The 25893-nt window shown below is 60.2% G+C and carries 23 protein-coding genes and 1 pseudogene; 9 read left to right on the top strand and 15 right to left on the bottom strand.

Annotation, left to right across the window (positions count from 1 at the left end; translation table 11 throughout):
• Genes cmk through CLV45_RS01005 form a run of 3 tightly spaced genes read right to left on the bottom strand, consistent with a single transcriptional unit; the run spans position 1 to position 1852 of the window.
• Positions 1-738 (bottom strand): (d)CMP kinase, encoded by a 738-nt coding sequence (cmk, locus tag CLV45_RS01015; protein WP_100336915.1) that lies wholly within the window; start codon positions 736-738, stop codon positions 1-3.
• A gap of 35 nt (positions 739-773) precedes the next feature.
• Complete coding sequence (locus CLV45_RS01010) at positions 774-1166, bottom strand: hypothetical protein (protein WP_100334539.1); 393 nt, start codon at positions 1164-1166, stop codon at positions 774-776.
• A gap of 11 nt (positions 1167-1177) precedes the next feature.
• The gene (locus CLV45_RS01005; RefSeq protein WP_157807213.1) at positions 1178-1852 is read right to left on the bottom strand and encodes a hypothetical protein; all 675 of its coding nucleotides are present in this window, start codon (positions 1850-1852) and stop codon (positions 1178-1180) included.
• A gap of 337 nt (positions 1853-2189) precedes the next feature.
• On the opposite strand from CLV45_RS01005, the gene ade reads away from it, so the two are divergent.
• Positions 2190-3842: an adenine deaminase gene (ade, locus tag CLV45_RS01000; protein WP_100334537.1), complete on the top strand. Its 1653-nt coding sequence runs from the start codon at positions 2190-2192 to the stop codon at positions 3840-3842.
• An 81-nt stretch (positions 3843-3923) separates the two neighbouring features.
• Here ade and CLV45_RS00995 read toward each other — a convergent pair whose 3' ends face one another.
• The 3 genes and pseudogenes from CLV45_RS00995 to CLV45_RS00985 form a co-directional block, all read right to left on the bottom strand.
• Complete coding sequence (locus CLV45_RS00995) at positions 3924-4349, bottom strand: response regulator (protein ID WP_100334536.1); 426 nt, start codon at positions 4347-4349, stop codon at positions 3924-3926.
• A gap of 57 nt (positions 4350-4406) precedes the next feature.
• A pseudogene (locus tag CLV45_RS00990) lies at positions 4407-5381 on the bottom strand (PLP-dependent cysteine synthase family protein); the annotation flags it as partial.
• Positions 5382-5490: 109 nt separating this feature from the next.
• On the bottom strand, positions 5491-6876 hold the full coding sequence (locus tag CLV45_RS00985; RefSeq protein ID WP_100334534.1) for an erythromycin esterase family protein: 1386 nt from the start codon (positions 6874-6876) through the stop codon (positions 5491-5493).
• 274 nt (positions 6877-7150) lie between these two features.
• Between CLV45_RS00985 and sucD the strand changes: the two genes are divergently transcribed.
• The 3 genes from sucD (at position 7151) to CLV45_RS00970 (ending at position 10089) form a co-directional block, all read left to right on the top strand.
• On the top strand, positions 7151-8032 hold the full coding sequence (gene sucD, locus CLV45_RS00980; protein ID WP_100334533.1) for a succinate--CoA ligase subunit alpha: 882 nt from the start codon (positions 7151-7153) through the stop codon (positions 8030-8032).
• Positions 8033-8121: 89 nt separating this feature from the next.
• A complete protein-coding gene (locus CLV45_RS00975; protein ID WP_245882505.1) occupies positions 8122-9099 on the top strand; it encodes a glycosyltransferase family 2 protein in 978 nt (325 codons plus the stop codon).
• Positions 9100-9285: 186 nt separating this feature from the next.
• On the top strand, positions 9286-10089 hold the full coding sequence (locus CLV45_RS00970; RefSeq protein WP_100334531.1) for a GNAT family N-acetyltransferase: 804 nt from the start codon (positions 9286-9288) through the stop codon (positions 10087-10089).
• 83 nt (positions 10090-10172) lie between these two features.
• On the opposite strand, the gene CLV45_RS00965 is transcribed toward CLV45_RS00970, so the two are convergent.
• The gene (locus tag CLV45_RS00965; protein WP_157807212.1) at positions 10173-10925 is read right to left on the bottom strand and encodes a hypothetical protein; all 753 of its coding nucleotides are present in this window, start codon (positions 10923-10925) and stop codon (positions 10173-10175) included.
• A 159-nt stretch (positions 10926-11084) separates the two neighbouring features.
• Here CLV45_RS00965 and CLV45_RS00960 point away from each other — a divergent pair, with 159 nt between their 5' ends.
• Positions 11085-12470: a mercuric reductase gene (locus CLV45_RS00960; protein WP_100334529.1), complete on the top strand. Its 1386-nt coding sequence runs from the start codon at positions 11085-11087 to the stop codon at positions 12468-12470.
• A gap of 3 nt (positions 12471-12473) precedes the next feature.
• On the opposite strand, the gene CLV45_RS00955 is transcribed toward CLV45_RS00960, so the two are convergent.
• On the bottom strand, positions 12474-13247 hold the full coding sequence (locus tag CLV45_RS00955) for a hypothetical protein (protein ID WP_157807211.1): 774 nt from the start codon (positions 13245-13247) through the stop codon (positions 12474-12476).
• Positions 13248-13328: 81 nt separating this feature from the next.
• On the bottom strand, positions 13329-14147 hold the full coding sequence (locus CLV45_RS00950) for a hypothetical protein (RefSeq protein ID WP_100334527.1): 819 nt from the start codon (positions 14145-14147) through the stop codon (positions 13329-13331).
• Positions 14148-14593: 446 nt separating this feature from the next.
• Here CLV45_RS00950 and CLV45_RS00945 point away from each other — a divergent pair, with 446 nt between their 5' ends.
• Positions 14594-15574, top strand: coding sequence for a hypothetical protein (locus CLV45_RS00945; protein ID WP_100334526.1), 981 nt, complete (start codon positions 14594-14596; stop codon positions 15572-15574).
• 282 nt (positions 15575-15856) lie between these two features.
• Here the strand turns inward: CLV45_RS00945 and rny are convergent, their stop codons facing one another.
• The 6 genes from rny to radC all read right to left on the bottom strand — a co-directional run bounded on the left by rny (position 15857) and on the right by radC (position 22666).
• On the bottom strand, positions 15857-17554 hold the full coding sequence (gene rny / locus CLV45_RS00940; RefSeq protein ID WP_100334525.1) for a ribonuclease Y: 1698 nt from the start codon (positions 17552-17554) through the stop codon (positions 15857-15859).
• A gap of 124 nt (positions 17555-17678) precedes the next feature.
• Positions 17679-17969: a cell division protein ZapA gene (locus tag CLV45_RS00935; protein ID WP_100334524.1), complete on the bottom strand. Its 291-nt coding sequence runs from the start codon at positions 17967-17969 to the stop codon at positions 17679-17681.
• 31 nt (positions 17970-18000) lie between these two features.
• Positions 18001-18297 (bottom strand): hypothetical protein, encoded by a 297-nt coding sequence (locus tag CLV45_RS00930; protein ID WP_100334523.1) that lies wholly within the window; start codon positions 18295-18297, stop codon positions 18001-18003.
• 302 nt (positions 18298-18599) lie between these two features.
• A complete protein-coding gene (gene pheT, locus CLV45_RS00925; RefSeq protein WP_100334522.1) occupies positions 18600-21035 on the bottom strand; it encodes a phenylalanine--tRNA ligase subunit beta in 2436 nt (811 codons plus the stop codon).
• Between the two features lie 124 nt (positions 21036-21159).
• The gene (locus CLV45_RS00920; protein ID WP_100334521.1) at positions 21160-21801 is read right to left on the bottom strand and encodes a DUF1684 domain-containing protein; all 642 of its coding nucleotides are present in this window, start codon (positions 21799-21801) and stop codon (positions 21160-21162) included.
• A 100-nt stretch (positions 21802-21901) separates the two neighbouring features.
• The gene (gene radC / locus CLV45_RS00915; protein WP_100334520.1) at positions 21902-22666 is read right to left on the bottom strand and encodes a RadC family protein; all 765 of its coding nucleotides are present in this window, start codon (positions 22664-22666) and stop codon (positions 21902-21904) included.
• 112 nt (positions 22667-22778) lie between these two features.
• Here radC and CLV45_RS00910 point away from each other — a divergent pair, with 112 nt between their 5' ends.
• The 3 genes from CLV45_RS00910 to CLV45_RS00900 all read left to right on the top strand — a co-directional run bounded on the left by CLV45_RS00910 (position 22779) and on the right by CLV45_RS00900 (position 25753).
• Complete coding sequence (locus CLV45_RS00910; protein WP_100334519.1) at positions 22779-24023, top strand: metallophosphoesterase; 1245 nt, start codon at positions 22779-22781, stop codon at positions 24021-24023.
• A 149-nt stretch (positions 24024-24172) separates the two neighbouring features.
• Complete coding sequence (locus tag CLV45_RS00905; protein ID WP_157807210.1) at positions 24173-24841, top strand: hypothetical protein; 669 nt, start codon at positions 24173-24175, stop codon at positions 24839-24841.
• A 240-nt stretch (positions 24842-25081) separates the two neighbouring features.
• Complete coding sequence (locus CLV45_RS00900) at positions 25082-25753, top strand: carboxypeptidase-like regulatory domain-containing protein (protein WP_170061794.1); 672 nt, start codon at positions 25082-25084, stop codon at positions 25751-25753.
• Positions 25754-25893: the final 140 nt, after the last annotated feature.

Raw genomic sequence — 25893 nt, 5'->3', positions numbered from 1 at the left:
TTATAGACCAGCTCCGGCGGCATTCCGTTCCTCATTGCCGGCCGGGGCCAGCACGCTGCGCTCAAACAGCCGCGCCGACACCCGCTCCAGCACGAAATCGACCTGTTCGTCGATCATCATGTGGGTCGTGTCGAGCAGCACGGCGTCGGAAGCGCGGCGCAGGGGGCTTTCGGTGCGGGTCGAGTCAATGTAGTCACGCTTGCGCAGGTTTTCGACAATATCTTCGAGCTCCACGTGCTCATTTTTCAGGGCCAGCTCTTCCTGCCGGCGGCGGGCCCGGGTTTCCACGTCGGCGGTCATAAAAATCTTGACCTCGGCGTCGGGGAAAACGGTGGTACCAATGTCGCGCCCGTCCATGACCACGCCGCGCTTGCGGCCCATACGCTGCTGCTGGGCCACCAGGGTGTGGCGCACGGCCGGAATCACCGATACTTCGCTCACGGAGTTGGAAATGCGCATCTGCCGGATTTCATCCTCCCGAATCACCCCGTCGAGGCAGAGCTCGTTGCGGCCGGTCTTGCGGTTGCGCTTGAAGGCAATGTGAATCTCGTGCAGGGCCTGCTCCACGCGGGGCAAGTCGTCGAAGGCAATGTTGCGCTCCAGCAAATAAAGCGTCACGGCCCGGTACATGGCTCCGGTATCGATGTAGGCGTAGCCCAGCTCGGCCGCTACGGCTTTGGCCGTGGTGCTCTTGCCGCAGGAAGAGTAGCCGTCGATGGCAATGACGATTTTTCTCATGGCAAAGTCGGTGGGCTGGGGGCTGGTAGAATTCACTAAATCCAATTTTTACGACGGGGCACTACGGCCAAGCGTTCAGGTACACCCGCGAAGAATACGGCAACGGACTCTTTTTGGCCATGAGCCAGCTGCTGCGAAACGCGGTAGAAGGGGTTAAAAAAATGCTTATCGGCAATACCGACGCCGGTGCTTTTGTCGGGCCCCAGGGCCCACTCGCCCTGGTAGGTGCTTACCAGGCACTGGCCCAGAAAGCAACCCAGGGCCGAAATTACACCTTCGCGCTCAGCATCTTTCACACTGCCACGCTGCTCGTTGATAAAGGCATCGAGCCGCTGCACGCCGGCGGCATCAAAATCAGTGACTTGCAGCTGCTGGCGCACGGCTTCGGCGGCGCGGCGCAGGGCAATCAGGGGGTTTTCGGAAGACATAGGCTACAGGGCTAGGGACGCGGCTGAGCAGCCGTTTGCAAAAATTGCGTGGTTCGAAAATCGGCGTATTCAAGCAGCAGCCGGTGCACCTGCCAGCGGCCCACGCGCTTGGCCTGCAGCCGGGTCACCAGCGCCGGGTCGTCGGCCAGCAGAGTCAGCAACAGCGGCTGCAGCACCGATTTTTGCTTGGGCAGCAAAATCCAGTCGCCGGCGTTTTTGCGCAGCAACAGCTTGTGGGGGCGCATAAATACACTGAGCAGCGACGTTACCGGGTCCGTCACGTCGACGAGCTGCATGCCCGCACCGCGAAATAGCTGCCGGCCAAAGGCGGTGGACAGCTGCCCCAGCTTGCCGGGCGCCATACCGGCTACCGTGATTACCGTATCGGAGTTGCTGAGTACGAAGGCCGTCATTTCCTCCGGCGAGTAGGCCCGGTAATAGTTGCCGCTCTCGTTCAGATACACCCGGTCGGGCAGCCAGTCGGCTATCTGTACCGGGTGCCAGGCCCCGTCGAGGCCCCGGAACGAGCCGGACTGGCCGCCGGGCTCGTAGCGCAGCGTGGGGTCGCGGGTGTGCTCGTCGTAGGAAGTAGGCGGAATAAAGGCCGCGTGGGGCCGCCGCTGCGCCCACCCGACGAAGTGCCCGGCCACCACCAGCAAGGCCGCCAGCAGGTATTTGGAAAGCACAAAAGTCGGGGCGCGGAAGTAATTCACGGGGCGGAAGCGCAGAAGCAGGCAGGAAAACAGGAGCGGCGCCCAAGAAGCGGGGCCGCACCCGGATTAGTGACTATCGCAGGGACAGGGAGTTTTGCCGAATTTGGCTTTGCGCTTAAAGGAAGCCGTTTTTTTCTGCTGCGTAGTGCGGCGGGCGCAGCTCGTCGTAGCAAGGCCGGACCCGGATATCAGGACGGCCAACAGCAAAGTCACAATCTTTCTCACCGGCACGGATTTTCGGCAAATATACGGTTCTTTACCCGTTCGCCTTTGCTCAAGCTCAACTTTCGCCCTTCTTCCCCCCTGCCCTATGCCCGCCGATTTTAGCCTGCGCGCCAACGTTATCAACTTGTTTTCGAACACCATACTGCCTGGTACTATTCACGTGAGTGCGGGCCGGGTGCGGGCCATTGCGCTGGATTCGGCCACCGGGCCCGATGCGGCGCTGCCCTACGCCCTACCTGGCTTTGTGGACGCGCACGTGCACGTGGAAAGTTCCCTGCTGGTGCCCGCCGAGTTTGCCCGCCTGGCCGTCACGCACGGCACGGTAGCCACCGTCTCGGACCCCCACGAAATCGGCAACGTGCTGGGCGTGGCCGGGGTGGAATACATGCTGGAAAGTGGCCGCAGCGTGCCATTTAAGTTCTGCTTCGGGGCTCCCTCGTGCGTGCCCGCCACGCCGTTTGAAACCGCCGGGGCCGAAATAACGGCCCAGGACATCGAGCAGCTGTTTCAGAACCCGGAAATCGGCTACCTGGCCGAAATGATGAACTGGCCCGGCGTGCTGCACCGCGACGCCGACGTGATGGAGAAAATTGCCCTGGCCCAGCGCTACGGCCGCCCCGTGGACGGGCACGCGCCCGGCTTGCGCGGCGAGGATGCCCGCCGCTACGCCGAAGCCGGTATTAGCACCGACCACGAATGCTTTACGGCCGAAGAAGCTCTCGACAAGCTAGGCGTGGGCATGAAGATCCTGATTCGGGAGGGCTCGGCGGCCCGCAACTTCGAGGCCCTGATTGACCTGTTGCCGGAGCACTATGAGAATATGATGTTCTGCTCCGACGACAAGCACCCCGATACGCTGGTGCTGGGCCACATCAACCAGCTGGTGCAGCGCGCCGTGGCTCGGGGCCAGGATGTGCTCAAGGTGCTGCGCGTGGCCTGCCTCAACCCAGTACTGCACTATAAGTTGCCCGTTGGACTGCTGCGGGAAGGCGACCCAGCCGACTTTATCGTCGTCGACAACCTGCAGGATTTCCTGGTGCGCCAAACGTATTTGGATGGTGTGCTGGTAGCCGAAAACGGTGAAACCCGCATTGCCTCCGTACCCGTGGCCGTGGTCAACAATTTCCGGGCCCAGCCCGTCACGGCCCAGGACTTTGAGCTCCGGGCTCCGGCTCCCACCGCCACCGTGCGCGTCATCGAGTGCTTCGACGGCCAGCTTATCACTGCCCGCCACGATGTGGCTGCCAAAGTAGAAAACGGCCTAGTGGCGCCCGATGTAGCCAAAGACATCCTGAAGCTGACCGTGGTGAACCGCTACCAGCCCGCTGCCCCGGCCGTATCCTTTATCACCGGCTTTGGCCTGAAGCGGGGCGCTCTGGCTTCCAGCGTGGGCCACGATTCGCATAACATTACCGCCGTGGGCTGCGACGACGCAAGCCTGGCCCGGGCCGTGACGCTGGTAATGGAAGCCAAGGGCGGCCTAGCCGCCGTAAGCCCCGACGGCGAAGAAATCCTGCTGCCCCTGCCCGTAGCGGGCCTCATGTCGGATCAGCCGGGCTACCACGTGGCCGAAGCCTACGCCGCCGTCGATGCCCTCTCGAAACGCCTGGGCAGCCCGCTCGGGGCCCCTTTCATGACTCTGTCATTTATGGCTTTGTTGGTAATTCCGAGCCTCAAGCTCAGCGACAAAGGCCTGTTCGACGGGGAAGCCTTCCGTTTCGTGGAGGCTGTGGTGTAGGGCTTCTCAGCCTGCTTACAACCAATAAAAAAGGCCGCTGCAAATACTTGCAGCGGCCTTTTTTATTGTAGCTACTCGAGCTTAGATAGTCACGAAGCGCTTATCCAGCAGCTTGCGCATCTTTTCTTCGGTCAGGGGTTTGGCCAGGTATTCCACGCCCTCGTACTTAGCTACCCGGGCCGTATCGGCCGAGTGCATAGAAGTTGTCAGCACGGCCATAACCGTCTTTTCCTTGATTTCGTCGGGCAGTTGGCTGTACTGCTCCAGGAACTCGAAACCATCCATGCCGGGCATTTTCAGGTCCACGAACACCAGCTGCGGGGCATCGGGCTCCATGGAGCTGGCCCGGTCGGTGCCATTGCCCCAGAGGAAGTCGTAGGCCTGCTCGGCGCGGGAAAAGGTATAGACCTTATCGGCCACGTCGAGGCGGCTGAGCAGGCGGTTGTTCAGAAAGCTGGTCGTTTCGTTGTCGTCGACCAGCACCACATTGCGCAGTTTCTTACCCATAGCAGTATCCGTTGAAAGCGTAAGCCCTGCCTATTCGCAAACAGGGGTATTCTGTTACAACCAGCCCTGCTCGCGCATCCAGTCGTCGTTGTAGATTTTACCGAGGTAGCGCGTGCCGTGGTCGGGGAGAATGATGACCATCACGTCTTCCTCTTTCAAGTGCTCTTTGGCGTATTCCAAAGCGCCGTGCACTGCCGAGCCACACGACCAGCCCACGAACAGGCCTTCTTCCTTGGCCAGCCGCCGCGTCATCACGGCTGCGTCCTGGTCGGTGACTTTGATAAACAAGTCAATCAGGTCAAAGTTAACATTTTTGGGAAGAATATCTTCGCCAATGCCTTCGGTCTTATAAGGATAGATTTCGTTTTCGTCGAAGATTCCGGTTTCCTTGTACTTCTTAAATACCGAGCCGTAAGTATCCAGGCCCACGGTTACGAGCTCGGGTTTCTGCTCCTTGATGTACTGGGCCGTGCCGCAGATGGTGCCACCCGTGCCCACGCCGCAGGCCAGGTGAGTGATGGTGCCCTCGGTTTGCTTCCAGATTTCGGGGCCGGTGCTTTCGTAGTGGGCCGCCGTGTTCGACATATTGTCGTACTGGTTGGGGTAGAACGAGTTGGGCGTTTCCTGGCTCAAGCGCTTGGCCACCGAATAATACGAGCGGGGGTCCTCGGGCGCTACGTCCACGGGGCACACTACTACCTCGGCGCCTACGGCCCGCAGAATGTCCTGCTTCTCCTTGCTTTGCTTGTCGCTCATCACGAAGATGCACTTGTAGCCTTTGGCAATGGCGCCCAGGGCCAGACCCATGCCGGTGTTGCCGCTGGTGCCCTCGATAATGGTGCCGCCGGGCTTTAGGATACCGGCTTTTTCGGCGTCCTCAATCATTTTCATGGCCATCCGGTCCTTCACCGAGTTGCCGGGGTTGAAGTACTCCACCTTTGCCAGGACCGTACCTTTGATGCCGTCGGTGACTTTGTTGAGCTTCACCAGTGGCGTGTTGCCGATGGCCTCAACGATGTGATTCAAATACATTGTGAGAGAGGTAAGCAGTTCTATTTTGAGTGAGAGGACCGCAAAGGTACGCATTTGCCGGCGGCGCCCGAAGCCCCGTGCCGCTTTTCCCACTACCGGCCGGCAGCGCTTAGAAATTGGCTGCCGCGTGCTGCTGCGCCACGCGCTCCGCTCCTTCCGGGCTTGGCCGGCCGCCGGTAGCAGGCAGCGGGTGCAGAGCCTGGGTTTGGTCAAGGAACAGAAAGGCGTCGTAGCGGTTGGGCAAGTCGCTGGGCACGTAGTTACCGCTTTCCTGCCCTGGGTCATACACCACCCCGATGGCCCGGTGGCCGCGCCGTTCGGTCAGGGCCGGGTCCTGGCGCCAGCCCTGGAGCATAACTAGCTTGGTGCGGGGCTCCTTGGCGTGCAGCGCGCCTTCCCAGGAACTCTGCGGAGCGGCCGGCACGGGCATGATAGTAGTGGCACCGCCCCAGAACGGGGCGGCCACCACCGTGCCCTGGTAAGTGCCGCTGCCCACCACAAACACTCCCTCGGCGCCGTGCTGCTGCCGCGTGAGCTGGCCCACGTTTACCTCGCCCCGGGCGGCCATATCGGTGTAGCGGGCATCGCCCACGTGGGTGTTGTGCGCCCAGACGATGATTTTGGCGGCCGGGCCGTGAAAGTCCATCAGCCGGTTGATGGTTTCCATCATGTGCTGGTCCCGGATATTCCAGGAGCCGGCGCTTTCCTGCACGGCCGTTCGGTAGTAGCGCTCCGCATTTACGGCCAACAGAGCATTCTGCTCCGCACTGAAGCCCGCTTCATCGGTGGCGGGCAAGGCCTGGCGGCGGGCCCGTACCGCCGTGAGCACCGCGTTGATTTCGGTAGCGCAGCTAACCCCGCGCAACGTAGCCGTGCCATAGGCCTCCTCATTGCTGCGGTAGGGCTCCAGGCAACTCAAGGCATTGATTACAGCCTCGTGGGTAGCCTGGTCGGCCGCCGAAAAATCGGTCCGGACCTGCTCCAGGCTTTGTACCATGCTGTAGAGGTCGAGGCCGTAGAAACCTACTTGCCGCGCGGCCGGCTGCGTTTTGTTATACGTCCGGACCCACTCCAGCAGGTTGGCCACTTCCTGGTTGGCCCATAGCCAGGTGGGCCAGCGGTGCAAGCTTTGTAGGCTCTGCACCGCCGAGCCGGCCGAGCTTTGCCCCCGCACGTAGCGGTTAAGCTCGTAAATAGCGGGCCAGTCGCCCTCGACGGCAATCATGGTGAAGCCTTTTTCCTGAATCAGACGCTTACTCAGAGCTGCCCGCCAAGTGTAAAACTCGGCCGTCCCGTGGGAGGCTTCGCCCAGCAGGGCGTACCGCGCCGGGCCCATCTGCTGCAGAATCGGGTCCAGGTCCTGGGTAGTCTCCAGCCGTGATATCCCGGTGTCGGGCAGGCTCAACAGGTTGCCGGGGCCAACTTCGTCTTTATCGGAGCAGGCAGCCAGGCACCACCATAAACTCAGCAGCCAGGCGTAGCGAATCTTTTTCATAGCGCGGTAGTGGTAAAAGTGGATTGAGCTACAGCAACAGCGCTTGAAATTCAAATAGTTCTAGTTGAGCCACGTAAAATACCAATCAACCCAGCCAGTAGCTGAGCCAATACCAGCCCGGTTCCTGGCCCTTGCCACCCGGCTCCTTTCTGGCTGACAACCGATTGCGCGGCCGGCTTGCCGCGCCCCCAAAAAAGGCTACTTTTGCACACCGGTAGCCCGAGGGCCGCTGGTTACCACCCCAAATTGATAGTAGCCTTTAACACTTCTCCGAATGAGCGTTCTGGTCAACAAGGATTCCAAAGTGATTGTGCAGGGTTTTACGGGCTCCGAAGGCTCGTTTCACGCCCAGCAGATGATTGAGTACGGTACCAACGTGGTTGGCGGCGTAACGCCCGGCAAGGGCGGCAGCACCCACCTCGACCGGCCCGTGTTCAACACCGTGGCGGAGGCCGTTGAAAAAGCCGGTGCCGACACCAGCATCATCTTTGTGCCCCCGGCATTCGCCGCCGACGCCATCATGGAAGCCGCCGACGCTGGCATCAAGGTTATCGTGACCATCACCGAAGGCATCCCGACCAAGGACATGATTGCGGTGAAGGAATACCTCAAAGGCCGCGAAGGCTTGCGCATGATCGGGCCCAACTGCCCCGGCGTAATGACGGCCGGGGAGTGCAAAGTAGGTATCATGCCCGGCTTCATCTTCCAGAAAGGCCGCGTAGGCATCGTTTCCAAGTCGGGTACGCTGACCTACGAAGCCGTGGATCAGCTGACCAAGGCCGGCCTGGGCCAGACCACGGCCATCGGTATCGGCGGCGACCCCATCATCGGTACCACGACCAAGGAAGCCGTGGAGCTGCTCATGAACGACCCCGAAACCGAAGGCATCGTGATGATCGGCGAAATCGGCGGCGGCATGGAAGCTGAAGCGGCCCGCTGGATCAAGGAAACCGGCAACAAGAAACCCGTCGTTGGCTTTATTGCCGGCCAGACGGCTCCTCCCGGCCGCCGCATGGGTCACGCCGGCGCCATCGTAGGCGGTGCCGACGACACGGCTGCTGCCAAGATGGCCATCATGCGCGAGTGCGGCATCCACGTGGTAGATTCGCCCGCCGAGATTGGCGACACGATGCTGCGCGTACTGGGCGGCAAATAATTTTCGAGCTTCGAGCTTATTAATTGAAAAAGCCCCGGCATCCGCCGGGGCTTTTTTTAGCAAATGCCCCTCCTGGCATGCCCCCGCTGATGAATGCTGCCCCCACCACTCCCCCGCCGCTGGCTCTCTCCGTCGTTATTCCTGTCTACGGCTGTGCTGATGCCCTGCCCGAGCTATACCAGCGCCTAACGGTGACCCTGACCGGCTTCGCGGGAGGGTATGAGTTGATCCTGATCAACGACTACAGCCCGGATACCAGCTGGAACGTGGTGCAGGAGCTGGCTGCCCGCGACTCGCGGGTGCTGGGCCTGAGCTTGAGCCGCAACTTCGGGCAGCACGCGGCCATCACCGCCGGCCTCGACCGGGCCACGGGCGAGTGGGTAGTAGTGATGGACTGCGACCTGCAGGACATGCCCGAGGAAATTCCGAACCTGTACGCTTATGCCCGGCAGCAGCACCTGGACGTGGTGTTTGGGCGCCGAATCAACCGGCAGGATACTGCTTCCAAGCAGTGGGGCGGCCGGGCTTTTCACCGGGCCCTTGCCTGGCTTGGGGGGCCGCGGCAAGACCCCACGACGGGCAACTTCGGCATTTTTCACCAGCGGGTTGTGGCGGCGCTGCGCCTGCTGCGGGAACCCACGCGGGCTTTTCCGCTGCAGGTACGCTGGCTGGGCTTTCGGCAGGGCGCCCTCGACGTGCAACACGCTGCCCGCCCCCACGGCCAAAGCAGCTACCGTTTCAGCCAATTGCTGCGGCTGGCTTTCAACATTATTCTGGCCTACAGCGACAAACCCCTGCGCCTGCTCGTGAAGCTGGGAGCGGGTATCGTAGGGGCGACTTTGCTGGGCGGTCTGTTTCTGGTCGGCCACCTTGTGGTTGGGCCGCATGGTTCCACTCCCTGGCTGGCACTGCTACTGCTCAGCGTATGGCTGCTGGGCGGCCTTTTCCTAACCGGCCTGGGTTTGGTAGGACTTTACGTGAGTCGCACCTTCGAAGGCGTCAAGAACCGGCCGCTTTACGTGGTGCGGGAGGAAGCCAATTCCACCCGGGCCAGCCTCACTACCTAAGTCAGATTCTGGGGCCGACGGGTGGCGCCGCTACCCACTGGCAATACGGCTCACTGACGCCCGAAAGCTGAACTATAAATTCTTTTCAGCGTTTGAATATCTTAATAAATTACGCTAATTTCCGACTAAATTTTTTCATTTTTTTTAGTAGGCTCACCTCCTATTAGACGCTTCATTTTTTTGCTCATGCCGTTACAGTACAGTGCTTTAGAGAGTACCCGATTTAACCTGCGTATCCTGCGTGGCTCTTTCACCAAACTCGAACCGTACGATCTTCTGCGCACCATTGTAGAGGAGCGGGCAGATGTAGCCATTCTGCGCATTCCGACCAGCCAGCAGCACCAGCTGTCCAAGCTTAGCCTGTTGCCCTTCCCCATAATTGTAGCCGACACGCTCGTGTCATTTGATGGCGACCTGCGGGAGTATCCGGCGGCCCCGTTACGCAATACCCGCCTCGAAGTAAAGCGCGGTACAATGGAGGATGTAGCAGTACTGGCAGAACTCGTCGACCTCAGCTTTAAAGACTACCGCACGCACTACAACAGCAACCCCCTGTTCGACCCGGAACTAGTGCTGGCCGGCTACAAGGAATGGGCCATGAGTGCCCTGGAACCCGGCGACAAGCGGGTTTGCTTCCTATTCTACCTCGACGGCCAAGCCGTGGCCTACGCCACCAATGAGGTACACGAAACCTACGGCGAAGGAATTATTTTTGGCGCCCGGCCCAATATTCCAGCCAAAAACCTGTACGTCGACCTGCTGAACTATACCAAGCAGTACATGCAGGATCAGGGGCTGCGGCGGGTGCGGGCCACTACGCAGGTCCAGAACCACGGGGTACAGCGGGCCTGGGCCCGCATGGGCTTGTTTCCGGCGCGCTCGTATATCACCGTGCACATCAACGCCCTGCTTCAGCAGCGCCTGATAGCCGATGGGCTATCTGATGTTGTGGTTGAACCGCAGGGCACGAGCTTACAAACGGCCGTGTAGCGGCAGAAGTCTGTCAGCCTTACCGCACAAAAAAGCCCCGACCTGCGTCGGGGCTTTTTTGTGCGCCTATCGCCGGGTGCTGGTTACCGCCGGCCGGACTGCCCGCCCAGGTTGACGATAATGCCCAGCTGAAACACTGAGTTGGCCGCCTTTAGGTACTTGCGGTGGCGCAGGCCGAAGTTGCTGCCGCTAATCATCTGAAACTGAATGGGACCCAGCACGCTGATGCGGGTGAAGCTGATGGGCTCCAAAAAGATGTTATCCTCCATTTCCTGGGGTTTGGCGTCGATGGTAAAGTCGTAGAGCTGTACGTAACTGGCGCGCAGGGCCATACCGTACGACACGGGCCAGTCACGGTCGAAGAAGTGCCAGGTTTTGCTGAGTTTCTTGCTGAAGTTGGCCTGCAGGTAGTATTTCGACAGGCTCCCGTCGAAGGTCTTGGTGACGCCTTCACTGCGCTCGGTGCGCTTACCGTGCCCAAAGCCGTAGCCGCCGTAAAACTCCAGCACCCGCTCGTCGCGCATGCGGGTGAAGTAGCCTAGGCCTAGTTCCCCAAAGTCGTGCTCCTCGTATTTGCGGTTGTTCTTGCTGCCAAAAAACGACTGTTTTTTATCGGAGCGGATAAAGGAGGCACTGCCCTGCACCCCGATATGGTCGCCGAGGGCGTAAGCACCCTGCAGGGCGGTGTTCTGGCTGAAATTGGTGTGGATGCCGCCGCTAAACTCGCCCTTCTGGGTGAGCAGCGGGGCCTGGGGCGGGGGCGGGAAATACAACGACGCACAACCGCTCAGACCCACCAGAATACTCAACAGCCAAAGCCGCAACAAAACCGTCATAGCCACAAGAAAGGCAGAATAAAGGAAGAAATCAGAAAAAGCCCTGCCCCCGGGGCGGCTACTCCGGTAGGCCCCGCGTATAGTGCTTATCCGTTAAGCTCAACAGGATGCGGGCCGCCAGGTGCAGGCGGCCCTTTGCTCCGCCAATTTCCGCTTTTTATGCCTACTTCATACGATGTTTTAATTATCGGCTCGGGCCAGGCCGGCAACCCGCTGGCCACGGCCTTCGCCGAAGCGGGCCGCAGCGTGGTGCTGGTCGAGGAAAACCACCTGGGGGGCTCCTGCATCAACTACGGCTGCTCGCCCACCAAAGCTCTGCTGGCCGCGGCCGAGCGGGCTCACCAGATTCGCACCGCCGAGGAATACGGCATCCGCAGCACCGAGCCCGAAGTGGACTTTCCGGCCGTTATTGCCCGCAAGGATGCCCTTGTGCAACGTTCCCGCCAGGGCGTGCGCGAAAACCTGACCCAGGAGCACGCGGGCATTACGGTACTGCACGGCCACGCGGCCTTCACCGGCCCGCGCACGGTGCAGGTGCAGCTGGCCGACAAAACCAGCCGGGAAATCAAGGCCGCGCGCATTTTTATCAACACCGGCACCCGTGCAGCCGTGCCCGAGCTGGACGGCCTGGCCGATGTGCCCTACCTGACCACCACCGAGCTGCTGGATTTGCAGGAGTTACCCGAGCACCTACTTATTCTGGGTGGGGGCTATATCGGGCTGGAATTCGGGCAGATGTTTCGCCGCTTCGGCAGCCGGGTTACCATTGTAGAAACCGGCCGGCACCTGCTCGAGCACGAGGATGATGACGTGTGCGCCGCCATGCAGGAAATCTTGGAGGCCGACGGCCTAGAGTTTGTGCTGGGCGCCAAGGCCCACCACGTGTCGCGCAATGCGGAGGGCATTATCACACTCTCAGCCCACACTCAGCAGGGCGAAAGGCGGCTGCGCGGCACTCACCTGCTGATTGCCACGGGCCGGGTGCCTAACTCCGACAAGCTGGGCTTGAACACCATTGGCGTCAAAACCGACGAGAAAGGCTACATCCAGGTTAATAACCGACTAGAAACGGCTGCCAAGGGAGTTTACGCCCTGGGGGATATTCACGGTGGCCCGCAGTTCACCCACATCAGCTACGACGACTACCGCGTGGTGCGCGACGGGCTGCTGCACCGCCGGTGGCGCTCGGCCCGGCAGCGGCCCCTGCCCTACACCGTCTTCACCGACCCGCAGCTGGGCCGCATTGGCTTATCCGAGGCCCAGGCCCGGGAGCAGGGCGTGCGGTACCGGGTGGCCACGATGCCGGTGCGCACCATCGGGCGGGCCCGCGAAACCGGCCGTACCCGGGGCTTTTGGAAAGTCTTGGTCGACGACCAGGACCGGGTTATCGGGGCCGCTATTCTGGGGGCGGAAGGCGGCGAAATCATGACCATGTTTCAGCTGGTGATGATGGGCAAGCTCAAGTACCCGCAGCTGCAGAATATGGTCATTGCCCACCCGACCTGGGCCGAGGGGCTTAATAACGTGTTCAGCAAGCTGCAGTAGCGGCTACTCCGGCTTGAATGATTTGCGGAGCCGGTGCGGATACACTATCAGGCTCGCCCCCATTAGAATCCGGCTTTCGCGCAGGTGGTCGTATTCGCGGGCGTAGGGATTGGTATTCTGGTCTTCGGGGCGGGAGCGTGGCACGGCGGTGGTGCCCAGCGAAACCTGGAAGCCCAACCAACTTAAGGAGCCTTCCTCACTGCCAAAACGGGCAAACAGCATTGCTTCCTCCCGGAGCATGCCGCTCATGCCCAGGGGGGCGCCGTTGTAGGTAAGGGAGGTGAAGTCGACTTTGGAGAGGCGGTAGGCCAGCCCCAGCGTCACCCAGGAGTTGTAGTAGGAAGTGGATAATTCGCCGAAGACCCGGCGGTAGTTGGCTTTGAAGTCGACCAGGTAGCCGTTGCCAAAGAGAAAGGTCTGGTAGTAGCCACGGTTGCTGCGGGCCTGGCCGTAGCCGCCCAGGCCCGTGACGAGCCAATGCTTGCCCAGCGGATAATAGCCGCCCAGGCCCACCTCATACTGGTGGACGCGGAAATAAGCCGTGTCGCGCGAATCGGTTTTGATGCCGCCCGCGGCTCGTACCAACACGTGGCGCAGGGGTGAGTAGGTAGCGCCGGCCTCCCAGCGGCCGTTCAGAAAACTGGTGGCCTGTACTTCAGCTTGCCCTTTGTCGCGGATTTGCGGCGCGGCAGGTAGCATGGGCGCATAGACGGAGCAGCTACTCAGGGCGCAACAAGCTACGAGCAGATAGTAAAATGAGGGTACACGTTGCGACATAAGCCGGTGGTAATAGCTTAACACTTGATACTACAGATAAGCAGCAAGATGCGACTATTCACCTAGATCAGCAACGTGAGCTTAGGGTTGCACGGGGCGTGTTTTGTGGGGAAGGTGGGGGCGGAACACCACGCCCAGGCTGGTCATGAGCACCGCGCGGGAGGCATTGCGGGCTTCGCGCTGCTCGGTATAGTTATCGTTCCGGTTAGGGCCGTCCGGGGCTTCTACCGTGGGCTGGGGCGTGGCGCCCGACAGGCCCAGGGTGGCCTGCAGCTGCCACCGGTCTTGCTGGCCGAGTTTGGTGCGGTAAAAGGCCAGGGCTTCGTGCCGCAGGGCTTTTTGCATGGGAATGGCCGCATAGTCCGAGTTGAGGCCAAAGCTGTAGTCGAGCTGCTCGTACTGCACCCGGGCCAGCCGGTATACCACGCCGAAAGACTGTTGTTCGAGCTGATGGGCCAGACTTAGCTGCCCGAATACCTTGCTGTAGGTGGCTTTGTACCGGTCATACCCACCCCCGTACATACCGATGCCGACACCCGGAATAGACTTACTGGTAGTAGCATTGCCATAACCCGCAATGCCGGTCAGCAGCCAGCGGGGGCCCAGGTGCACGTAGCTCCCGAGGCCCGCTTCCCACTGCCGGGTGGCCGAGTAAGTGGTATCCCCGATTTTGGGCCGAAACGAGCCGGCGGCCATGACCAGCGTATTGGGCAGGGGCGAATAGATTACGGTGCTTTCCAGGCGGGTATTGGGCTGGATGCTGCCCGTCAGTTCCAACTCTCCCTTGGCGCCGACCGTGGATACGGTGGGCTGCATGGGGGTATATACCGTGCAGCTGGTAGCGAGCAGCGACACGGCCAGGGGAGCACAGATAGCGAGATAGGTAGTAATGGATTTCATACGCGGCAAGCGTCAGTAAGGCTAATAGTGAAGAATGAGCCAAACGTACGGCGGCTACCAAGTATCGTGGCAACCAGATTTCTCGTTCCGCAGACTTTTTAAAAAGCTCTTTTACAAGGCAGACAATGGGCATAAATCGGCTTTTATGAGTCCTGAACAAGGCCTACAACGAGTGCAGAAGCATTCGTTGTCAGACTTTGCAGCAAGGATCGGCCGGCGCTATATTTAGGAGTAGTGCAACGAACACCGCGGGTTTGCGCGGACTTCGGCGACCTGACGTTGAACTGTAAAGCAATGATACAGGCCTTCGCAGGAGTAACACGGCAGGGAGGCCGGTATCGTGGTGCGGTGGGTAGCGTAGGGTTCCGGGAGCAGCTTGAGGAGCAGGCGGGGCGGGGTCTTGGCCTGCTTTTTTTGTGCATGGATAACACTTTGTACCTTCCTGAATGATACGTACTACTCTTCCCGTACAATCGCAAACAATCACCTGGCTGCACGAAGGGGTGGTGGACTGGGCCAGCGCCGGACGCTACTACACGCCTGATGGCGCAGACCGTGAGTTAGGGTTCGGCCATTTCAATGGGATGGATTTTGACGCCGCTGTTTCCTCCGTCGATGGTCGCTATACTCTTATTTATACCCGTTTGGGCACGAAGGGTTTGCTCCTAAAACAAGGCGAATTACTACGGGAAGTAAACCGCTCATACTACCAGGCCCAAGTGTACGAATACCCGGCGGGGTTTTTCGAATTTGAGGGTCGCACCTACCTTGCACATTGTCCACAGGAGTACAACCGCCTAGACTTTGAGGATGTGGAGACGGGCGAAATTCCCACGGACGTGTCCGGGCGGCAACCAGCCGATGTATTTCATTCGCGCTTCGCGGTAAGTCCTGAGGGCACTTATTTGCTGAGCACTGGTTGGCTCTGGCACCCCTGGGATATTGCCCAGGCATTTGATATCCGGGCGTGTTTCCAGAATCCGTTGTTGCTTGATGAAGGAGCCTATGACAACGAATTGCGCCCGGCGGTCAGTAGCGAAATCAGCTCTGGCAGCTTTCTGAATGACTATACGGTTCTGCTCTCATCTTCTAACGAGCCGCCCTTCGATGATGACGAGGTGAACTTGCCACCTTCACATGTAGTGTTCTGGAATCTGCGTACCGGGGAGCTGACTCAGCCGGTCAAAATGCAAGGTAAATTTGGCAACGTGGTAGCTATCGATGAGGACCGGGCCTGGGACCTGCACCAACACCCTAAGCTTATCGACCTGCGCACCGGAGTCGTGGTGGAGCAATGGCCGGATATTGACCTTGGGCGGCAGAATTCATCCATTCATCCCAATACCGAAGTGCAAATTGTGGTTAGCCCGGATCGACGCACAGTAGTCATACGGTTGGACAATCAGCTCGAGTTCATTGGCTTATAATGTCAACCCGCTCGGCTCCTTGCAGTCGCTCGGCTATGCCAAGTGACGATTACGCTCCAGCAGCTTTGCTGCGCGCGTATTCTACCGGCGCAGATGGATTCGCAGTGAAACTGCTCAGGCATATGGGTCACTCGGCATAGCCGAGCGACTGCGGCGGTTTTGCCGAGTGGTATCATGCTACTGGCGCGGGGACGCGAACTACAAAGTTCGCGCTACATCCAAACGCAAAAGCCCCCGCAACTTCCGTCGCGGGGGCTTTTGCTTGTTCCGAATAAGAGTGGCTTACTTGGCGTATGCTACGGCGCGCATTTCGCGGATTACGGTGATTTTGATCTGGCCGGGATACTGCATTTCCTTCTCGATTTTCTGCGAGATTTCGTAGCTCAGCTCCTGGGCGCGCTCGTCGGTAACGTTGTCGGCGTTGACCATCACGCGCAGCTCACGGCCGGCCTGGATGGCGTAGCACTGGAGTACGCCGTCGAAGGATACGGCGGTTTCTTCGAGCTGCTTGAGGCGCTTGATGTAGCTTTCCATCATCTCGCGGCGGGCGCCGGGGCGGGAGCCCGAAATGGCGTCGCAGGCCTGCACGAGGGGCGAAATCATGGCCGTCATCTCGATTTCGTCGTGGTGGGCGCCAATGGCGTTGACCACGTCGGGATGCTCCTTGTACTTCTTGGCCATTTCCATGCCCAGGATGGCGTGGGGCAGCTCGGGCTCCTCGGTACTTACTTTGCCGATGTCATGCAAGAGGCCGGCGCGCTTGGCGTGCTTCACGTTCAGGCCCAGCTCGGCAGCCATCGTGGCGCAGAGGTTGGCTACCTCGCGGCTGTGCTGGAGCAGGTTTTGGCCGTAGGACGAGCGGAAGCGCATGCGGCCCACCATCTTGATGAGCTCGGGGTGCAGGCCGTGGATGCCAAGGTCGATGATGGTCCGCTCGCCGATTTCAACGATTTCCTCGTCGATGTTTTTGCGGGTTTTGGCCACGATTTCCTCGATGCGGGCCGGGTGAATCCGGCCGTCTTTCACCAGCAGGTGCAGGCTCAGGCGGGCTACTTCGCGGCGCACCGGGTCGAAGCCGGAGATGATGATGGCCTCGGGGGTGTCGTCGACGATGATTTCGACGCCGGTAGCAGCTTCCAGGGCGCGGATGTTGCGGCCTTCGCGGCCGATGATTTTGCCTTTAACGTCGTCCGACTCGATGTTGAAGATGGATACGCAGTTCTCAATGGCGTGCTCGGCAGCGGTGCGCTGAATAGTTTCGAGCACCACTTTCTTGGCATCCTTGGTGGCCGTCAGCTTGGCCTGGGCCACCACGTCCTTGATGTAAGAGCTGGCCTGAATCTGGGCTTCGTTCTTGAGCGACTCAACCAGCTGTTCGCGGGCTTCGGCGGCGGTGAGGCCCGAAATCGTTTCCAGCTGGTGCTGCACCTGAATCAGCTGGGCGTTGAGCGACTCGCGGGTGCTTTCCAGCTCTTCCTCAACTTCTTGTTCGCGCTGCTGGAGTTTGGTCAGTTGGGTTTCCAGCGTAGCCCGGCGCTTTTCTTCCTGGGCTTCAAGCCGCTCGCGCTGCTGCTGGGAGTCATGCTGGAGCTTTTCGCGCAGCAGGTCCATATCCTGCTCTTTCTTCTGGATCTGCTCGAGCTGGCGCTGGGTGGTAAGGGTGAGCTGCTTGATGCTCTGCTCCTGCTCGACCACGCCCTGGCGGCGCTGGGTCAGCTCGGCTTCAAGCTCCTGCTTCTGACGCTTGCTTTCCTGCTCGAATTCGTTCTTAAGCTGGCGGAATTTGTCTTTCGACTGCTGAATCCGCTCGTCGCGGGTGCGGGTGGCCTGGGCTTCGGCCTCCTGAATGATTTGTTGGGCGCGGGCTTTGGCGTCGGCCTCGTGGTCCAGGCGGGCCTTACCGGCCAGCTGCCTGCCGACCACGATGCCGACCCCAAGGGCAAGCACGGCGGCCAGGATGATATACAAAATGTCGGGCATTGAGCTATGGTTTTAGGGGGTGGGGAAGAAACCATAACACGGAAAATACTGCCGACGACGAACGAATGGCGGAGCCGTTTGCCCCACCCGATTCGAGTCTGAAACTATGCCGGCGCCAGTGCGTTTAGCCCAGCACCACTCCCGACAGTAGCTCGTCCAAGCGCGCGAGGCGTTCGGTGAGGGCCGCGTCGGTGCCGTCCTTTTCCTTGCTGACCTTCAGGCTGTCAGCCATGGTGGACAAGGCAATCATGGCCAGCAGATCCTGCTTGTCCTGAATGCCGTACTGCTCGCGAAACTCCTTGATCCGCTCGCCCAGAAGCCGCCCTGCCATGCGCAGACGTTCCTCTTCCTGGGGAGCTACCCGCATAGGGTAATCCCGGTCGGCAATGCGGATTTTGATGGAAAGTTCGCTCATAGGGAGCAGCAGTCGTGGGGATGTAAGGTGGTTACTCTCTCAAGTAGGCAAGGCACTTATCTATTTCGCGGATATATTCGTTGAGGCGAAGTTTCAGCTCGTTTGCGTTGGCAGGCTCCCCTGCTATGGTATTGACAAGTTTAGCGATATTCTCTTGATTCTGGAAATCCTTCAACTGCCGCTCCCGGTCGCGCACGTCGGCCCGAAGCTGTTGAATGGTGGTCTGGGCGTCGGCCAGGTCCTCGCGCAAGCCCTGATAGGCAGCCACTAAAGACGTCACCTGACGCTCTAGGCGGTCTAGTTGGGCAAGTTGCTTGGAAGAGGCCATCGAACAGAAATTTTTACTGGCTAATGTAAGACGAAGTTCCGGGCTGTGGTGCTTCCCGAGTTAAAGTTGTGCTTTAAGTTCGGCAACCAACGGTCCTTAACACCAAAAAGGGCCGGGGAGTTTACCAATCAGAACGTCATGTCGAGCCTTAGCGAGACATCTCGCGTGCAATAGTTATCTGATTACCACGGCACGCGAGATGTCTCCCGCTAGTCGGCATGACGTTTTTTGAGTGAGCAACGAAGCGGCAGAGATGCTTCGGTAAGCTCAGCATGACGTTCTTTTGGCTTTTGGCCCTGCCTCTACTTGCGAATCAAGGCCCCGGCCTGCTTTTCAAACTGGCCAATGAGGCGCTGCATGACACCGTCAATGGCCTGGTCGGTGAGGGTTTGGGTGGGGTCCTGCAGGGTGAAGCTCACCGAGTACGACTTTTTGCCGGCGCCCAGGTTTTCGCCTTCGTACACATCGAACACATTCACGCTTTGCAGCAACTTTTTCTCGGTACGCTGGGCAATCTGGCGGAGCTGGTCGAAGGTTACGGTCCGGTCGACGACCAGGGAAAGGTCACGGCGCACCTCCGGGAACTTGGCCAGCTCCTTGGCCGTGAGCGTGTTTTTGTACTTTCTCATCAGGAAGTCCCAATCCAGCTCGGCGTACCACACGGCCTGGCTCACGTCGAGACGCTTGAGGATACTGGGCGACACGGCGCCGAGGTGGGCTACGGGCTGGTTCTGGGCCAGCAGCGTCAATCCGCCGGCCAGATACGGGTGCTGTACCGGTTGGGAAGCGGGCTGAGCGAAGCCGAAGGAGGCCAGGACCTGTTGCACGGCGGCGGCCAGCTGGTGGAAAGTCGTTTTGTCGGACTTCTGCTGCCAGGTTTCGGCCGCGGTGTTGCCGCTTAGGTAGATGACGAGCTTATTCTTCTCCAGATACTTACCCTCGGCTTCGCGGTGGTAGGTTTTGCCGAACTCGTAGAGCTTCAGGTCGCGCTGGCGGCGGTTGACGTTGTAGCGGATGATTTCCAGGCCCGAGTGCAGCATGGTGGGGCGCATCACGTTCAAATCGGCGCTGTTGAAGTTGAGCACCGGCACCAGGGTTTCGTCCTTCTCCCCTTCCTTCTCGAAGTAAAGCGAGTTGGTCAGCGAGTTGGTAATGATTTCCGAAAAGCCCTGGCCGCTGAGCAGGCGGGCCGTGTTCTGGCGCAGCACTTCGGGGTCGGGGTTGGGGAACTTGGCCAGATACGAGGCCGAGTTGTGGGGCCGCAGCGCCACGTGGTTGTAGCCGTAGATGCGCAGAATTTCCTCGATGACGTCGGCTTCCCGGGTCACGTCCACCTTGTGCGGGGGCACGCTCAGAATCCACTCGGCGTGGCCGGCGGCGTCCTGGCTTTCCTCGGCAATGAGAATATCGAGGTCCGTGAGGATCTGGCGGATCCGCTCGGGGGCAATGAACTGGCCCACGAGCCGCTCGACGCGGGGCAGGCGCAGGCGCACAGCCGTGTGGCTGATGGGCTGGGGGTACTCGTCCACAATGGGAGCAGCAATGGTAGCCCCGGCCACTTCCTGGAGCAGCAGCGCGGCCCGTTTCAGGGCCACGGGCACCATGTGCGGGTCGGTGCCCCGCTCGAAGCGGAAGGAGGCGTCGGTTTTGAGCTGGTGCACCTGGGAAGATTTGCGTACGGCGGCGGGCTGGAAATAGGCGCTTTCCAGGAACACGCGGGTCGTGGCGTCCGACACTCCGGAAGTTTTGCCGCCGAACACGCCGGCCAAAGCCATGGGCGCGCCCTGGGCGTCGGCAATAACCAGGTCGGCCGCTTTCAGGGTCCGCTCGGCCGCGTCCAGGGTCGTGAACTTCTCCCCTTCCTGGGCCCGCTTCACAATGATTTTGTTACCCGTAATCTGGTCGGCATCGAAGGCGTGCAGGGGCTGACCCAGCTCGTGGAGCACGAAGTTGGTCACGTCCACCACGTTGTTGATGGGCGAAAGACCGATGCTGCGCAGGCGGCGCTGCAGCCACTCCGGCGAGGGCCCAACCTTGACGTTTTCCAGCAGCAGGCCGGCGTAGCGCGGGCTGGCTTCCGGGTCCTGAATTTCCACCGTAATGTTGCGCGCGGCCGAGGCAGGGGCGTGAAACTGGCTGGTATCGGGCAGGTGACAGGGCTGGCGCAGCAGGGCGCGCAGTTCCCGGGCCACGCCGTAGTGGGAGGCGGCGTCGGCGCGGTTGGGCGTCAGGCCAATTTCGTACACCGAGTCGGAGCTCAAGCCAAAGTACTCGGCCGCGGGTGTGCCGTTGGGCAAGTCCGTGTCCAGCTCCATGACCCCGGCGTGGGAGGTGCCCAGGCCAATTTCATCCTCGGCGCAAATCATGCCCTCGGAGGCCGCCCCGCGAATTTTAGACTTCTTGATTTTGAACGGCTCCCCGCTCACGGGGTACAGCTGGGCCCCTTCCAGAGCTACCACCACTTTCAGGCCGGCCCGCACGTTGGCCGCGCCGCACACAATATTGCGGGGCGTCGCGTCGCCCACGTCCACGGTGGTCAGGCTCAGCTTGTCGGCGTCGGGGTGCTTTTCGCAGGTGAGCACCGTGCCCAGCACCAGGCCGCGCAGGCCGCCGGGGATGCTTTCGAGCTCCTCAATTCCTTCCACCTCCAGGCCGGAGCCCGTCAGCAGCTGGCCGATTTCCACGGCGGGTTTGTCGGTCGGAATCAGGGTGCGGAGCCAGTCGAGGGATATTTTCATCTTGGTTGTTGATTGCGGGGAGTTGATTGCTGATTGTTCGGATGGGTTGAATGAGCAACCAGTCAACCTATAGCAATCAACAATTCAAGCGGCAAAGGTACGGATTCGGGCCGGCGGCGAAAAGCTAGTGCGAATGGCCGGTGTGGTCGGCTTCGGGGAAGCTCTGCTCGCCGGCCGGCACGGGCACCGGCAGGCGGTTGTCGGCCGGGGGCACGGGGCAGGAATACTCGTTGTTGTAGGCGCAAAACGGGTTGTAGGCCGCGTTGAAGTCGAGCACGACCTGCTTATCCTGCTCGGCCGGCAACGGCACGTCGAGGTAACGGCCGCCGCCGTAGGTATCGAAGCCGTTGGTTTTGTCGGTGAAGGGCACGAACAGCTCGGGCTTGTCGTCATTCACTTTCAGAAACAAAACCAGCTGCTGGGACTGTTGCTCGAGCTCGAACGAAGCTTTGCCCCAGCGCAGGTACTTGTCGGCCTTGCCATCGGTGAGCTGCATGGCCACCGTATCGGGCACGGCAAACCGCTCCAGTTGGGCCGTGACGCGGAAAGCTTTGTCGGGCGCGTAGTAGCGCAGGGAGTCGAAATGGTCCCGCTGCTCGGCGTTGAGCGGGGAGTCTTTGGCGCGGCGGAAGGAGTTATTTTTCTCGGTCCGGGCTTTCTGAATGCCCACGGCATACTGGTCGTGGCCCAGCACGAGGTCTTGCAGGAAATAAGCCAGGACCACCAGCAGGCCCAGGCCGATGAGAAGTTTGGGGTTGATGCGCACTTTCGGGAATGGTGAATGTTAAGGGTTAAATGGTGAATGAAGCCCGTTTGACTACTTACCGAACAGCCATTCCGCATTCAACCCTCAAAATTCAGCATTTCTACAGGATTCCCTCGTCGGCGAAGCTGTAGTAGCCGTGGTCGGTGTAGATGAGGTGGTCGAGGACGGGCAAATCCAGGAACTGTCCGCCTTCCTTGAGCTTGCGGGTTAGGCCAATGTCGGCGGCGGAGGGCTGGCGGTTGCCGCTGGGGTGGTTGTGCACCAGAATAATGCTGCTGGCCAGCTGCTCCAGGGCTTCCTTGAAAATCATCTTGGGGTCGGCCACGGTGCCGGCCACTCCCCCGCTGCTCACGCTGGTTTTGCGCATTACCACGTTGGCCCGGTTCAGCAGAATCACCCAGAACTCCTCGTGGGGCAAGTCCTGCAGGTTGGGCCGCACCAGGTTGTAGATATCCAGGGAGCAGGTGATGGTGGTGCGGGCCGCGGCGGCCGTTTCCTTGCGCCGCCGCCCCAGCTCCAGGGCCGCTACGATGGTAATGGCCTTGGCCTCGCCGATACCCTTGTGGCGCATCAGCTCCTTGACTGAGAGGCGGGCCAGCTCGTTCAAATCATTTTTTACGGCCGCCAGAATCAGCTTGGCCACGTCCACGGCCGAGAGCTTGGCCGTGCCCGAGCCCAGCAAAATGGCCATCAGCTCGGCGTCGGAAAGGGCCGTGCGCCCCTTCTGCATGAGTTTTTCCCGGGGCCGGTCTTCCTCGGCCCAGCTCTTGATGCTGAAGCTGGCGGGGGTTTGGTAGTAGACCGGATTGGCAGCCTCCGGGGCCAAGTCGGGTAGATTTCTAGTCAGATTGTCAAACTCTTGCATAAGGTATACTTGTTGTAGTGACCGGAAAATAAAGTAAAAACCCGACTCCACCGTCTTCGTTGATATGCCGGCCCCCGCAATGGCCGGCCCGCCTGGAGTTTTTAGCCCAATTATGTCCCGTTCCGTTTCTGGTATTTTCTTTCTGCTGCTGATTCTGGTGGCCGAATGGTATGGCTTTCAGGCCGTGCGCACCGCGCTGCAAAGCGCCACTCCCCTCACCCGTAAAGTGGCCGGCACGGCCTACTGGCTGCTCACGCTGGGCATCTGGGGCCTGGGTTTCTGGGCCCTGCTGAACCGCACCCAGCACGCCTCGTTCCGCTCCTATTTCGGCGGGCTGCTGCTGGCCATGATTGCCGCCAAAATCGTGATTCTGCTGCCGTTGCTGCTCGAAGACGTGGTGCGGCTGGCGCGCTGGGCCTACCAAACGGTGGCTCGGCCCAACGGCGCGCCCAGTGGCCCGGCCATTTCCCGCAGCGAATTTATCAGCAAGCTGGCCCTGGTGCTGGGCGCCATTCCCTTCGCCTCGCTGATCTGGGGCATGGTCAAGGGCGGCACCGACTACACCGTGAAGCGCGTGGTGCTGCGCTTCCCCAACCTGCCCGCCTCGTTCGACGGCTTCACGCTGCTCCAGATTTCGGACCTGCACACCGGCTCTTTCCAGTCGAAGGAGCCCTTGCAGCGGGCCGTGGCCCTGATCAATAAGCAGAACGTCGACCAAGTCTTCATGACCGGCGACCTGGTCAATAACTACGCCCACGAGGTGGAAGAGCACATCGACACCCTGGCCGGCATCCAATCCAAGCTCCCGATTCTGTCGGTGCTGGGCAACCACGACTACGCCGACTACATCAACTGGGCCGACCAGGGCGGCCTGGCGGCCAAGCAGGCTAACCTGGCCCGCCTGAAGCAGAACCACGCCAAAATCGGCTGGAAGCTGATGCTCGACGAAAGCCACCACATTGAGCGCAACGGCGAGAAAATTGCTGTTATCGGGGTGCAAAACTGGGGCGCGCGCATGGGCTTCCCCAAGTATGGCAATCTGCCGAAGGCCCACGCCGAGGCGGATGCGCCCTTCAAAATCCTGCTTTCCCACGACCCTTCGCACTGGGACGGCGAAGTGCACCAGTACGAGGACATCGACCTCACGCTTTCGGGCCACACCCACGGCATGCAGTTTGGCGTCAACCTGCCCTTCTTCAAATGGAGCCCGGTACAGTACGCCTACAAGCAATGGGCCGGCCTCTACCAGCGGGGCAAGCAGTACCTCTACGTGAATGCCGGGCTGGGCTTTATCGGCTACCCGGGCCGGGTGGGTTTCTTGCCCGAAATCACCGTGTTTGAGCTGCGCCGGGCGTAAGCGCGACAATAATTTTTCGGCAAAAAAGCGGCTAGGATTATTCCTAGTCGCTTTTTTTATATTCTAACTCAGCCAGTGGTAACCGCGCTATTTATCAGCCCGTATAGCCTGCATCAATTTCTGATTCTTCTCTCACAACCACCATGCATATGAAAAAGACGTTCTGGCTGTTGTCGTGTGCGGCTGCACTCACAATGGCGTCCTGCTCGCAGGAAAAGACTACCGATACCACGACTACGACCACCACGGAGGATGCTTCGGCCGGCACGGCCATGAACACCAACGACATGGACACGCAGTACCGCACCCGGGCCAATACCGTTGCCACCCGCATGGCAACGGACATGAAAATCCAGGATACGGCTACCGTGTCGCGGGTGCGCACGGCGTACTACAATCGGGCCCGCCGTATGGCGGAGCTGCGCAACCAGTACACCACCGACACGACGGGTATGGCCGCCGCCATGCGCTCCGCTTCGATGGAGTCGGACACGGAATTCAAGTCAATTTTTACCGACCCGGCCCAGTATCAGGCCTACGAAACCAACCGCTCGACCTACGATGAGTCGATGTACGCGGACGACAACTCGGCCATGTCGTCGAACACCGACGACTCGAACATGAGCACCACGGAAATGAGCACGACCACGACGACGACCGACAACTCGGCTACGTCGGGCTCGGCCAGCGGCTCGATGACGGGCGGCACCCAGGTTGATAAGCTCAAGGCCAAAGACGCCGAAGGCAACAAGCTGAAGGTAAAAGACAACGGCAAGGTGAAAACCAAAGACGCTGAGGGCAACAAGTCCAAGATGTAAGCGTCCGGCGGAAGCCTGCCCCTAGTAGATAAAAAGCCCGGTCTGGTCGATCGGGCTTTTTTGTTTCCTCTTTTCCGGTTGCTTTACCGGCTGGGGAGCCGCGTCATGGATTCATCATGCGCGGGACGCACCTTTACGCGAGTTTTTTCGTTGTTTCGGGACTTCGGCCTGCAACGCTGGCAGTCGTTCTTGGCTCCATTGGTGGCTACCTTGCCAGTAGCTTGCATTCTTATCCATTTCGTGAAGGGTTCCGTTCAACTACTCCACCGTCTATTTTCAGGGCGGGTATTCTGCCTACTGACCAGCCTGCTACTGCTGGCCGGCGGGGCCACGGCCCAGGTGCGCGTGACGGGTACCGTCTCCGGGGCCAAAGACCGGAAGCCGATTCCCGGCGCGGCCGTGTTTGTACAAGGTACCAATAAGGGTACCGTGGCCGATAACGCGGGCGACTTCAGCATTACCGTGGCCAACACCGACACGCTGCTGTTCCGGGCCGTGGGCTATAAGCCCCAGCGCCTGCCGCTGGACCGCACCGGCCTGTCGCAGATTATCGTGCAGATTTACCTGGTGCGCGACAGTATCCAGCTCGGCGAAGTGCGCATTCAGGAAGGTCGCCCCGACCGGGCCGTCATCAACCGGGCCCTGCGCAACGTGCGCCGCCCCACGCCCCCGGCCAACGCCGTGCGCCGCCCGCCGCCCCCCAAGCCCCTGTTCCCGGTGGATACCATTGCCCCCCGCGACCCTATCCCGACCCTGGCCAGCCCCATCAGCCTGATCTACGACCAGTTTTCGCGGGCAGGTCAGGAACGGCGCAAGATGGAGGCCATTCAGGCCCAGGAAAAAGCCGCCGCCGCCGAAAAAGCCCGCCAGAACTACAACCGCAACTTCAAGGATAACCGCGGCTATGAATGATTAATGTGCTCAGGTGCTAATGCGGGGAATGTGCTAATCTTACTGTGAGAAATATTGAGAATGTGTCATTGCCGCGGCGGCGTCTCGCAATGACACATTCTCTGCGCAGTACAACCCGTCCTTTAGCCAGAAAGCCATTT

The sequence above is a fragment of the Hymenobacter chitinivorans DSM 11115 genome (assembly GCF_002797555.1).
In the GTDB taxonomy this organism is placed as follows: Bacteria; Bacteroidota; Bacteroidia; order Cytophagales; family Hymenobacteraceae; genus Hymenobacter; species Hymenobacter chitinivorans.
This window is presented reverse-complemented; position numbering and strand designations above follow the sequence as displayed.